We start from the raw sequence: 12,269 nt of genomic DNA, 5'->3' as shown, positions 1-12,269 counted from the left end.
CCTCCCCGGGATGGATGGTATTAATGGATATTTTCAGTGGTGGCTGTAGCTCAGTTGGTAGAGTCCCGGATTGTGATTCCGGTTGTCGTGGGTTCGAGCCCCATCAGCCACCCCATTATCTCCTTTCAGAAAAAATTCAATCTTATCTATTTAAATCCGGTAGACATCCCCCCCCCCCAATGTCCTGACCGTTGCTGAAAAAATACCTGCAACTGATCGTACAAGCGACACTCTAAAATGCATCAGCATTGGTGCTGGAGGTCGCCAGCAACCCATATCAGACCTTGTGGGCTCAAAAGGAGAACAACTTGGCATGAGTCGGTGGGGCTTGCTGTAGTCAGACTTGGACAGCTATTTGGAACAGCAGCCACAACAGAGCAGGATGATGGATGGGCAGACCCCCTACAGCATGTTTAAAAAGGGTCTGAAATTGATACCGAAGGAAGCGCGCTCTAAAGTAGCGTAAACAAGACACCGGTTTGAGGCCGGTGTCAGGTGATAACTAGATCTGTACACTTGATGTAACAGCAAGATAGCCATCAAGCGACGAGCATGACCTTTATCACGCGTGGCATGGATGATTTTGTGAATGCGGCGGCGCTGTGGCCGTGGCAGGGGTGGTAGCATAGGCATCAACTCAGTCCTTTGGGTGCGGCTTGTTTTGTTTGGCGACTAATGAGATCGCACAAGCTGGACTGAGTTCCCTTCCTCCAGTGATCTACTATTCGGAACAGCTATTTAGATCTGTACATATAAATACTAATTAAAAAATTTCACATTGGATTGATAGATATCTCTATTTCATTGACTACTTCAGAACCAAAAAACTTCATCATATAGTTATCACTTGTATAAATAAAAGCATCATCTTTCTTAGACGCAGGTACACCATATACTTTTATGACATCAAGCATTTTGCTTCCCACATAGATCCCTCTACTACTAAACCCCACATCTTTCTTAAGAATGACTTTAGTTATCCTATAATCATCAAAGTCTCTTTTTAATTTATTATAGTCAAGGTTCGATGACTCTATATATATGAAACCAAAGTCATGAGGATAAAATTTATAATCTACGCCATCAATATTTTTAAATACATCGGCAAAACCATTTCCACTATACATTTCGGTGAACCCATTAAAAGCTCCGATAACTTTACTGCAATCACCACCAACTTTTATATCATAACCATTAAAGTGTATAGCAAAATCGCTTTTTTTAACATTTAAATCCTCAGGTGATTTTTCTTTTTTGGTGATACGGGTTGAATCAACCCACCCTGTATGAGCTTCACCTTTTCGATCTAAATAACTAACATATTGAAATCCATTGTATGATGCATATGAAATTGCCTTATCCCCATTAATAATGAATTTTTTCGACTTACACTCATCAAGAGGCATGTCATAAAAAAAAGTGCGACCTTTCGATGTGACGACAACACTTGACACATCATACGCAACTTTATTACCCTTCTGAACTTCATTAAATCTTGCGTTTTCACATGCTGTTATCTCACTAAATGGATAAAGAAAAAAGACGGCACAGAGAATATTTTTCATTAATTATTCCTAACATAAAGAAGATATCTATGGTCGGCTTTATAAAACTGATGTAAATTAAAGAGATATTAAATTGCATTAGTATTTCTTTTGTCTTGAAATTTTTATAAAAATAACCACACACTGATAAAATACAGAATGCAAGTGGATAGCATTTATTAATAAATCATTTTTCAAATATCACATTGCTAAACAAGCATTTTAGCCACCATATAACTGATGGTTCTCTTTCCTCCACTTTTACAAGCATGCCCTTGAGTTTATATTCTTGGGAATGCTTGTAAACACTTAGGAAAAATGAAAAGACACCAACCGGTGTCCGGTGATAACTAGATTGTACATATTAAAGAAATGCATTGCTTGATCAAAATTTAGGTTTTTTGGAATATATCCAGCTTCAATTATTACCCACACCATAACCATTTTCTTTTAGATGCTCTGACTTCATCCACCCTTCAGTTGTCACACCATTTTTCCCAAAATACATGATATAATAAAAGCCATTATATTCCATGTAAGCATCAACCTGATCTTTAAATATAATGAACTTACTTATTTTACATTTATCATCTGGAGCTGAATAGAAATAGCTTCTCCCTTTTGTTGAAACTGTATATCCAGAATCAACACTGTTTATTCTTTCTGCTTCGACTTTACCAATAGCATCTTTATTTGAACAATAACAATCCACTTTACCATATGAAATTGAGCTATAAAAAAGTAGCAAGAAAAGAATAATTTTCTTCATTTTACCCATCCATTAGTCTTCATGATACTAATCAATTTATATGCATATTTGGGGTCTGTGGCATAACCTTTATCTTGGAGACCTTGAGCCCATAATACAGGGTCGCTTGATTCAAAAAGTGAATGATACCGTTTGTTTTTGACAAAAAAATCGGCCCTACCACTTATACTATCCTCAAAAGAATCATACGCTCTAAATTTATCTAGAATTTTAACTTTAACGCCCCCCTCATATTCATGGGTGTATATCTCAACAAACTCGGGATGACCATGAGCTTTGATACCAAAAAGATTATAACTATAAATTCCAGTATTAACATCAATTGGAACACTCTTACCATATCCAGTTTCCAAAATTGCTTGGGCAGCAGTAATTTCAGCAGGTACACGTGAGATCGCCTGACTCTCTTTAGCAGACTCATAGACGAAGGTAACAAATTCAGATCTTGTAAAATTCTTAAGTAATCTTGACGCTGTTTTCTTTTCTCGGAATATTAATGGGAAAAAGTGCCATGATTCAGAATGTAACTTGAGTTTAGCTGCGCTCTGCATCCACTCCAGCTTATCGATACGCTGTTTTTCATGGTCAACCAATAAATCAAAATCTGGCAGGCCAATCTTGGTCATAAGTTTATCTAGCCACAGATAACTGCTGGCTGACGATTTTTCATACCATTCGCTGGGGTGCTTGACGATAAGCTTGTGAAGTTGGTCTGCATTGCTGCTGTTTTGCAGGACCGCCTGTATTTCTTCACTGCTAAGTTCACCATTGCCATCGGAATCAAAGCTCTTGAGCAGATCGGTGAAAAAGGCTGGGGGGGCATCGGGATCCAGATAACCATCGGAGCCTGAACCATCGACCTTCTTGAAACCAATTTTCAGCCAGTCATGTTGGCTCAACAATTCGACTTGCTCTTTCTTGACATATTTTCCTGACGAGACACAGACCCACTCCTGCTTGATGGCGTCTTTTTCAAGCCCGGGTGATTCAACCAGCACCTCAAGGCTTTTGTCAGCGGTCGCAACCCAGAGATCTTTATCGTCCTGTTTTTTCTTCTCGTGCAAGACAAGTTCCGCAGGGACCTTGGCATAGGTAGCGCCGCCTTTTGTTCCCGCCTTGTTGGCCAGCACGTCGTCAAGACGAGGATCCTGGGTGAAGACTTCAAGATGGACTTGATGCTTGCTCTTTTTGCCTCCAATCAGAGAGCCAGGCGTTTCCACCAAGCCGAGATAGCCTATGGTCTCACCTGCGGCAATGGCCACGGGAGATGGCAACACATAGAGTTCGCCGAGATGGGAGGGAGGAAGCGTTTTTGCCTTGATAAATTCATCTTCGACGCACACCCAGGCGACACCGCAGCTACCTGGCGAGCCCTCATTATTCGGCATCACATAGTTGCATCTCGCCATCTTGCGTGCTTTGTCACCAATCCAATGGAATTCAAGTTGGTGGGCATCATACTGCAACTTGGTGTTCGCAGGCAGAGATACACTTCTGTCTCCCGCCATCAGACGACCTGTAGGTCCATTAAGAACAGGATCCGCACGACCAACCATATTGGTCAGCAGTTCAGCCTCTATCTGATCGAATAGCCAGGTCGGCAAGTTGGGTTTAATCACCTCGACAGCATCCGGGCTATTGGCGATCCAGATAGAACTCCCTTCACTGACCAATACGCCGGCCTTCTCGGCCTCTTTTATCTGGGCATTGGAAAGCTTGCTCTTGATAATCACTTTGATGAAATCATACTCCTTGCCCCCAACATTCCCCTTCTGGGATGGCGCACTGCTGTCCATCTCCAGTTCGGTATCTTTGGGCAACGTGAAACGGGGCAAAGCGGCATCAACACGCTGCTGCTCGGCATCGGGATTGGCATGGGGAACGGAATTGCGCGCATTCCAACCCTTTTTCAGCACCAGCTTTTCGGCGCTTTGGTACTTATCACAAGGCAGCAGATGCATATAAAGCGAATAGAAGGTGAACTCGTTTTTCGCTTTAGTTTCTGCATTTATTTCACAATATTCGTGCTGTACCAGGCAGAAGCAGTTGGAATAGCGTAGGGACTCACCCTGATATTCAGAGGTCAAGTAATCCTTCATCATCCGGAATGCCACCACCTTGCCATCGGCAATGGCTCTGACGGGATACTTATCCTTGCACCAAGGGGCACTCTTGTCGCTGATATGAATGCCGCCATGCCACTTGTTGTGGTTGCCAAGTAGATAGTGACCCGATTGCTCGCCATTTATCAGCTCCGTTAGCGCCTTGACGTCCTTGAACTCTTCCCCTTTGGCGGTGAGGATGGGAAATGCAAACTTCATGCTGTTTCCTTATTCAGAAAAGAGGTAGAACGCGCCAGGCTTCTCTTCTTTCAAGAGTGCCTCCATCGCCTTCTCGGTGGCGATCGCTTTGACCAGCTCAACCAGCTCGGGAGCCTTGACCACTTCTACCCCCTTGGGCACCACGGGAGCCTTGCCACCCCAGCCAGAGCCTGAACCTGCGCTGCCGCCGGCGTTGAGCTTGATGGCGGGGCCCACCAGCTTGATGCCGCTCGGGTCAACTTTCACAAAGCTGCCGCCCCCCTTGAGGGTGATCTCGGAGCCCGCCTCCAGTACCAGTTTGTCGCCCACCTTGATATGCACCTCCTGGCCCGCCTCTACCAAGAGGGACTGCCCTAGTCTCTGGTGCATGGAGGCATCGACGGTCAGCGACAGGTCACCCTTGATATGGTCGCGCTTCTCCCCCTCCACACTCAGGTGGTCGTTGGCCTTGATGCGAGTCACCCGCTCGTTGTCAATATCCCTATGCTCATCGTGCTTGATATGCCATGCAGCATCGTTTTCTATAAGCACGTTCAGGTCTTTCTGACCGTGGATATAAATCTCTTCCTGCCCCGCCTGGTCTTCAAAACGCAGTTCGTTGAAGCCCTCTCCCTGATGGGTTTCGGTGCGCAGCACAGTACGGGTCTTGTTGGCAGGCAAGTCGTAGGGCGGCCGGTTGGTGGCGTGGAAGGTGCGACCGGTCACGATAGGCTGGTCCGGGTCCCCTTCAAGAAATGAGACGATAACTTCGTGGCCGATGCGCGGAATGGCCATCATGCCGTATTGCCCACCAGCCCAGCCCTGACTCACCCGCACCCAGCAGGAGCTCTGGTCGTTGGAGCTGCCATATCTGTCCCACGGGAACTGCAGCTTCACCCGGCCATGTTCGTCGCAGTAAATCTCCTCCCCCTCAGGCCCCACCACGATGGCAATTTGCGGGCCGTCCACCATGGGCTTGTGCGGCGCTTGTGGGCTGCCAATGCGGGCACGCCAGGTGGTCGCAGCTTTGACCACCCCAAACTCGTTGTGGTAGACGGTCGGGCCGCTGCCCCCCTCCTCTTCCAGCGCCTGTGGCTGCAAGCCGGTGTGGCTGATGCGCACGATTTGCCAGTCGGTATTCAGATTGCCGTTCGGATGCTCGGTCAGCGAGAAAAACTGGCCCGGCAGCAGGGCTGCACTGTTGGATTTGCCGCTGCCCGCCACAGCGTCATTGCGCAGCGCATCGAGCCTGTGCTGGGCAAACGCTTTGCCGCTGCCGTCCTGCTTGTAGCGACCCGGGTAGTCAAAGTGCTGATAGCTATCGCGCTGATGCTCCAGCTCGCTGCCCTGTTTCTTGTGGGAGAGCCCGTAGGCCGGGGTCTTGAAGCTGTAGTCCTTGAGCTCCACATCAGAGGGGCGCACCGCTTCCCGGTAGTGGAACTGGCGCACATAGGGGCCCTGCTCCAGCGAGCGGTTGCCCAGGTTGAAAAAGAGCTCGGGGCCGGCGGTCAGCGCCGCCGCATCGTCAGCAAACACGATGCGGTGTTTGCCCGCGTCGAATTCATGAAAATAGAAGAGCCCCTCTTCGGCGGCGAGCCGATTGAGGAACGCAAGGTCGGTTTCCCGGTACTGCACGCAGTATTCCCGCTTGGCGTGCTCATTCTTGAGCGCAAAGGCGTAGTCGGTGATGCCGTGCTCTTGCAGAAGAATGCTGAGGATTTCATCGGGTTTCTGCGCCTGGAAGATGCGGGAATTGTGACGAAGCGAAAGCCGCCACAACGCCGGCTGCACCAGCAGCTGGTAGCGCGTGCGGCGAAAGCCGCTGTCCCCTTGCGCAAAATCACTGACAACCCCGCACACACGCCGTTGCAGCTCGCCGTTGTACCACACCAGGAGCTCGCAGGGCTGGTCCAGCACATCGGCAAAATCGACATCCGGCTGGGGGCTGGCCAATTCCAATCGCAACTGGAACGGCCCATTCAGCGCCTCTTCCAGCGCAAACTCGGCCACCACGAAAGTGCTCTCGGGCAGCGCCCCTACCTTGACGGTAAATTGTAATCCTGTGCTGTCTGCCATAACGCTGTTCCTTATCCTGCCTGTCCGCTGCCCGAGCCAATCACAACGCCACCGCAACCGATGGCGGTACCGGTCACGGCGATGGGCTTGCCGTTGACCAGAACGGTGCCGACGCCACCCGAGATGCTGCGCGGATGGGGGGGATTGTTGGGCTTGTCATGGGGCGCCAGCGGATCGCCCTGACGGGCCACTGGCTTGCCGTCGAGAAAGACATCCGGGCTGGCGGCAATCACTGGGGATGGGTGAAAACCATCGTGGTCGGTGCCTATGTCACCGAGCAATGCAATAGAGGGACACATATGAACTCTCCGTGTGGGCAAGGGAGCCAACCCGAGGGACTCCCGCCATGCCTCGTGCTCACCGTCGTGACCATGGGCTCAGATGCACTTGGGGTGGCTACCCAGCAGCCTTTGTGCCATGACAAAGACGCCGATAATACTGTTTTAAATCAGTCTATTAGCTTCATGTACCACAAGGCTGACAGGGGCTGCTGCAATAGTTTGCGCAAGACAGGGGGATCGCCAGGCCAGAGATTGCGCTGGCAGTCGAACACACCATAAGGTACGCAACATGTTGCTCAGTGCAGCATGATCAACTACCTGCGCTGCTCTGCTGCAACTGGTAGAGGCGGATGTTGAGTGCTTTCAGGTCATTTTCCAGACTCTTCAATTCGGCTGCCGTGACGGGCTCCTGGGATGCCTTTCTCGCCTCCAGTTCGCTCAGGCGCAGACTGAACGGGATATCCTGCATCAGGTTTTTCTGCACCTCATAGAGCTGGGACTTGAGATAGGAGATGGTCACCGTCTTGCGCTGACGCTCCAGATCCAGCAGCTGATCGAGCAAGGCGTCGACACCGGCGCGAGCATCCAGATAGGTCGGTACGCTGATCACATCCCCCTGTTGACCGGCCAACGCCGTCTGCCACTGCTTGTCCAGCGCCTTGACCGACAGCGAGTCGGGATAGAGCATCTGCAGCGAGTTGCGCAGCCCTTCCCCATAGCGATACCAGTAGAGCGGCGAGGTCTGCTCAAGCCGTCCCAGCTGGGCTTGATAACGGGACACCAGCTCGCTTTCCATACCTTGCAGGGTCTGTTCGCCCAGTACGATGCGTGCCTGGCGGATATCGTCATAACTGAGGGCCCGTGGCAACTCGGCGGCCGGTTGCTGCAAGCGCTGGGCAGCCACGGCTTTCTCCTGCTGCAGATGCTGCCAACCCAGCCAGCTCATCACCGGCAGGGCGCAACTGAGCAAACCGCAGCCAAACCAGAACCAGGCAGGGCGCTGCTTGCGGTGAGGTTCAATCTTGAGCACTGTGGGTTTGACCTGCCCCTTCTCGCGACCAATCAGTATGCTGCCCTGAGGCAGGTGTGGCGTGCTGGAAGAGGACGTTGAAGAAGAAGGGCTGTCGTGCTCCATGTCGGACTTGAAGAACACCATGGGCGGGATCTGCAGTTCCTCCTTGAGACCGGGCTCATCGGAGACGATGACGATCTCGGTCTCGTCGAACAGATGGGTATACCCCTCGATGAAGTGCACCAGATTTTCGACCCGGGGAATGCGGCTCAAGCCCACGTTGTGCAGCTTCTCGCTGATAAGCTGCAACGCCCGCTCGCAGCGATAGACGAGGCGCTTGTCTTCGTGGCTGATCTGGTACTGGCGGATCACGTCGCTGATGCGGGCAATGAACCAGTCCAGCATTTCGATACGGGCTCGCTCCTGATGCACTGGTGGCCAAAAGCTCTCCCACTGGGTCACAATCAGATTGGCCAGAAACTCGCACCCTTCGGTAAAGCCGTTCAGCCCTTGCAGGCGCGACCGCGCCAGGGTGAAGTAGATGGCGGTCTGCAGGTCCACCCCGTGCTTTTCAAAGATAAGGCTGGCGAGCCGATGGATCTTGAGCCAGTCCACCTCGGGGCGGGAGGCGTGGCTGAGTTTGTTGATCTCGCTGCGCAACGCCTCGTATTCCGGCAACATGCGAGGATCGCGCCCCACTTTCAGCGCCTGCTGACCTTGTTGATTCTGTGACATATCGGCTTCCAAAGCTTGAGGGGGCACACAGTACCCCCACTTTATCAATAGAGAGATTCAGGCAATCTGAACTGACTGAACAGGCCGCCAGTGAAGGGGTTTTGCGCGCTGTCGGTGTAGACGCGATAAGTCATGGAACCCTGATCCACCGGGAAGCGCACATCGAAGGTGGCTTCATTGACCTGGGTCAGCTCCCCCTTGTCCATCAGTCGGAACATGGCCCAGGGGCCGACGAAGCCTTCGCTGCGCGGTGAACGTTCCCTGGCTGCCGGCACCAGGGTGATCTTGCTCTCGGCACCGTCACGCATGGTGTTTGGCCACACCAACGGCACCTTGGTACGACGGCCATGGGCATACTCCAGCAACTGACCGTCCAGGTTCAGCACGCTGCGCCGCTTGTTGGCGGTGAGCTCTATGGGCTCGAGGGCGAACTGCACCTCCAGGTTGCCCTGCTGGGTGAAGAAGATCTGGCGGATACGAGCGGCTCTGTCCAGCTGCTTCACCAGCTCGGTCTGGATAGGCGAGCTGAACTCACCCTCCATCAGGCCGCTCTCCACCATGGGCTTGAGGTTGACCTGATAAAAGCTGTCCAGGGTGCCACCCGGCGCAAAGAAGCGCTCCATCTCGGACAGCGGCACATCCTTGGTTGAGCCCGGATCAAACGGATAACGACCGGCCAGCTGGCTGTTGAACGGTGCCAGTACCTTGTCCTGCCACTCTCGATTAAGGGACGACATGGCCAAGTCGATCACCAGACGAGAGCTCTGCTCGGAGAGCTGACCCACCCAGCGATCCAGCGGGGCTGGCAGACTGCGGGCATATTGCTGCAACGCAAAGACAGGATCGGCGTACTTGTTGGTCAGACGCAGCTGCACCGCCTTGAGAGCGGACTGGCCTGGCTCGGTGGCGTTGACGATGAGTTCCAGATAGTGCTGCAGCTCTACCAGCTTCTGATTGACCTCCTGGATAAGCGGCCCCTGCTCGCCACGACCGCCAAGGGCGGCATTGGTCGCCATGAAGGGACGGCCGATGCGGGCCGTGATGGCCTGCGCAGGATCCCCTTCCACATCCGATATCTTGCGGATCCGGGTGTTGTCATCCAACGAAGCCAGTACCCGCTGGAAAGGCTGATCGTTGCCGGTAATGGCAGAGAGCACGTCCAGTGCCTGCTCCGGGCTTTCAAGGGTCTGCACGTCCAGATTGGTCAGCAGTTTCTGCCACTGGTTGACGTAATCGGTGACATAACGGTCGTTGACCTGACGACCGATCTCCTTGCGATCCGCCTCGCTCAATTGACTCAGCCTGCGCTGACCCAGCACCCAGGCATCCATGGCTGTGAGATCAATCAACGCCTTGTCCTGCTTGAGGAAGAAGTCGTTGAAACCGGGCCAGGTCAACAGACGTGGCACTTGCCCTGCATTGTCACTGCGCAGGGCAAAGACGGTGTCAAAGGTTGGCCCCACTTCGTCACGTACGTTGAGATCCGGCGGCAATACGTCGTTCGCCTTCACCACCAGGTTCTGATAGACCCGCTGATACATGGGCAACTTGCCAAGCTCGCGCTGGGCGCCGTAGACAGGCTCCTTGAACGGTGCGAAGGCGATGATGGCGGCCTGATCACGGGCAGCCCTGGCACCATGCCAGTCGGTATGATCGAGGGCGTAATCCAGGTGCCCCATCAGCTGCTCCTGTACAGGGCCCTGCCCCGGGAAGGCGCGCTGCCAGCGGCTTGCCATGTACTGCTCCACCAGGTCCTTGTTGCGACCGGAGGCATCATCCAGCATCCGCATCACCCGCAGTATGGAGAGCTTCTCCTCACTGCCGGCCGGAGCCTGATTGAGATCCTCCAGCAGCCCCTGCATCTGGGCTGGCAAAAAGCGCTGACCCAGCAGTTGCAGATAGGAGCCTTCCACATGAGGACCTATTTCGTCCCCCTGATAGAGACCCAGATCCGCCACCAGCGGCGTGCGTCCGCGGTAGTTGCCAAAGGCGAGGGTCGCCTCGCGAATGAGGTTCAGACGCGGCAACTGACTCACACCGAAGGCATGCTCATCGACGACCTCGTTGGTCTCCATGAAGGCTTGCGCCTTGGTCAACACATTGCGACCGGCTTCTTCGTTGACCCGATAGAAGTAGTGCCAACCGCCGATCAGGGCCGCCGAAAAGAGTGACAGACAGCTGAGGCCGATAGCCATCCGACGGCGGCGATAGAGGGTATGCAGCCGGTTCTCCCCGGCCAGGTGGGCCTCGGGGAAGATGATGGAGGAGAACAACCTGCGCACGAAATAGGTATTGGACTCCCCGCGCAGGGCCGAGTGAATGGGCTCTGGCAGGTTGTAGCGGCGGGAGGCCGCCTGGGCAAACGCATCGAACGGCACCCCTTGCTGATAGACGGAGCTGATATAGACGCCGCGCACCAACAGCGGCTTGCTCTCCTCAATTTGCAGCGTCTCATCGAGCAGCGCAGTCACATAATCCTTCAGCCCCGCCAACTGACGCACGAACGAGAAAAGCGCGTTGCGCTGGGTGGCATCGAGTCGTGCCAGCATCAGCTCGGGCAGGTTCTGGTTGAGGTTGTCCACCCACTGATCCCAGAACAGGGCCAGATCCTGCTGCCAGGATTTTCCACGGCTGTCGGCCGGGTTGAACGTCACCCCCAGCACGGCCTCGCGGGCCTCCTTGTCGAGCTGCTCATACACCACATCGAAACCGCGCAGCAGATCGAGTTTGGTAAAAGTGACATAGAGCGGCAACCGGGTATTCATGGTGGCCGACACCTCTTGCAGGCGAGAACGCATCAGCTGGGCATAAGCCTTGCGTTCGGCCACGCTGGCGCCGGAGAGCCAGGCCAGATCCACGGTCAGCACCAGACCGTTGAGGGGCTGGCGGCGGCGGTGTTCGGAAAGCCAGTTCAACAGGTGCAGCCAGAGCCGCTCATGCTTGCGCGCCAGCGGATCGAGTTCCGGCTCGGATTGAGACAAGAGCTCACCGGCGGGATCCAGCATCACCGCCTGCTCCCCCAGCCAGCAATCGATCAGCTGATCCTGCGCCACGTCCCTGAGCTCGGTATCGAGTCTGGGGTTGAGCTTGTTGGCCGGATTGGCTCTGTGGATCAGGCTGCTCTTGCCGCTGCCGGGCAGACCCAGCACCAGATACCAGGGCATGGCGTAGAGCGCTCCCTTGCCCAGGTGTTCGACAAGGGCCTGCAACCAGCGATTGAGAAACAGCGCCTGCTTGTCGATGAGCCCTTTCACCGGATCCTGCACCAGCACGGTTTCATGCTGACGCTCGGCCTTGAGTTGCTGCATCTTGCGCCACACCCGCCAGGAGAGGATCCCCAGCATCAGCCAGAGCCAGAGCAGGGTGAATACCACCCGCCCCCACAGCGGCTCGAACGGTTTGGCGCCGCGGATCTCGAGGCGAGGACCCAGCCACCACACCAGAATGAGGGCAAGTCCCCAGAGCACCACGCCGAGCAGGGGCCAGGAGGGTTTCAATTTCGGCAGCTGTTGCCGCAGAAAAGTTAAGATGGTCTTGAACATAAGATTGTGA

The 12,269-nt window shown here is 53.5% G+C and carries 7 protein-coding genes, 1 tRNA gene and 2 pseudogenes; 2 read left to right on the top strand and 8 right to left on the bottom strand.

Annotated features, from left to right (window positions below; translation table 11 throughout):
- Positions 1-39: 39 nt before the first annotated feature.
- Positions 40-115 (top strand) — tRNA-His (locus GWQ29_RS06770).
- Positions 116-291: 176 nt separating this feature from the next.
- Positions 292-466: pseudogene (locus GWQ29_RS06765) on the top strand (IS481 family transposase); the annotation flags it as partial.
- Positions 467-516: 50 nt separating this feature from the next.
- Here GWQ29_RS06765 and GWQ29_RS06760 read toward each other — a convergent pair.
- From GWQ29_RS06760 to tssM, 8 genes and pseudogenes are all read right to left on the bottom strand, one after another.
- Positions 517-633: pseudogene (locus GWQ29_RS06760) on the bottom strand (IS630 family transposase); the annotation flags it as partial.
- 140 nt (positions 634-773) lie between these two features.
- The gene (locus tag GWQ29_RS06755) at positions 774-1,565 is read right to left on the bottom strand and encodes a hypothetical protein (protein ID WP_275919059.1); all 792 of its coding nucleotides are present in this window, start codon (positions 1,563-1,565) and stop codon (positions 774-776) included.
- Between the two features lie 397 nt (positions 1,566-1,962).
- Entirely contained in the window at positions 1,963-2,313 is a 351-nt protein-coding gene (locus GWQ29_RS06750) for a hypothetical protein (RefSeq protein WP_275919058.1), read from the bottom strand.
- A complete protein-coding gene (locus tag GWQ29_RS06745) occupies positions 2,310-4,634 on the bottom strand; it encodes a glucosaminidase domain-containing protein (RefSeq protein WP_275919057.1) in 2,325 nt (774 codons plus the stop codon). Before GWQ29_RS06745 ends, GWQ29_RS06750 begins: the two co-directional genes overlap by 4 nt.
- A gap of 9 nt (positions 4,635-4,643) precedes the next feature.
- Positions 4,644-6,689, bottom strand: a complete 2,046-nt coding sequence (gene tssI / locus GWQ29_RS06740; protein WP_275919056.1) for a type VI secretion system tip protein TssI/VgrG — start codon at positions 6,687-6,689, stop codon at positions 4,644-4,646.
- 11 nt (positions 6,690-6,700) lie between these two features.
- Positions 6,701-6,988, bottom strand: coding sequence for a type VI secretion system PAAR protein (locus tag GWQ29_RS06735; protein WP_111588344.1), 288 nt, complete (start codon positions 6,986-6,988; stop codon positions 6,701-6,703).
- Between the two features lie 292 nt (positions 6,989-7,280).
- The gene (locus GWQ29_RS06730; RefSeq protein ID WP_275919055.1) at positions 7,281-8,717 is read right to left on the bottom strand and encodes a VasL domain-containing protein; all 1,437 of its coding nucleotides are present in this window, start codon (positions 8,715-8,717) and stop codon (positions 7,281-7,283) included.
- A 44-nt stretch (positions 8,718-8,761) separates the two neighbouring features.
- Positions 8,762-12,259, bottom strand: a complete 3,498-nt coding sequence (tssM, locus tag GWQ29_RS06725) for a type VI secretion system membrane subunit TssM (protein WP_275919054.1) — start codon at positions 12,257-12,259, stop codon at positions 8,762-8,764.
- Between the last annotated feature and the right edge of the window lie 10 nt (positions 12,260-12,269).

This window comes from Aeromonas sp. 2HA2 (genome assembly GCF_029237345.1).
Classification (GTDB): domain Bacteria; phylum Pseudomonadota; class Gammaproteobacteria; order Enterobacterales; family Aeromonadaceae; genus Aeromonas; species Aeromonas salmonicida.
This window is presented reverse-complemented; position numbering and strand designations above follow the sequence as displayed.

What these genes read in the sequence shown, in the direction of transcription:
- GWQ29_RS06755 (WP_275919059.1), bottom strand. Translation starts at nt 1,565, where the DNA reads ATGAAAAATATTCTCTGTGCCGTCTTTTTTCTTTATCCATTTAGTGAG.
- GWQ29_RS06750 (WP_275919058.1), bottom strand. Translation starts at nt 2,313, where the DNA reads ATGAAGAAAATTATTCTTTTCTTGCTACTTTTTTATAGCTCAATTTCA.
- GWQ29_RS06745 (WP_275919057.1), bottom strand. Translation starts at nt 4,634, where the DNA reads ATGAAGTTTGCATTTCCCATCCTCACCGCCAAAGGGGAAGAGTTCAAG.
- tssI (WP_275919056.1), bottom strand. Translation starts at nt 6,689, where the DNA reads ATGGCAGACAGCACAGGATTACAATTTACCGTCAAGGTAGGGGCGCTG.
- GWQ29_RS06735 (WP_111588344.1), bottom strand. Translation starts at nt 6,988, where the DNA reads ATGTGTCCCTCTATTGCATTGCTCGGTGACATAGGCACCGACCACGAT.
- GWQ29_RS06730 (WP_275919055.1), bottom strand. Translation starts at nt 8,717, where the DNA reads ATGTCACAGAATCAACAAGGTCAGCAGGCGCTGAAAGTGGGGCGCGAT.
- tssM (WP_275919054.1), bottom strand. Translation starts at nt 12,259, where the DNA reads ATGTTCAAGACCATCTTAACTTTTCTGCGGCAACAGCTGCCGAAATTG.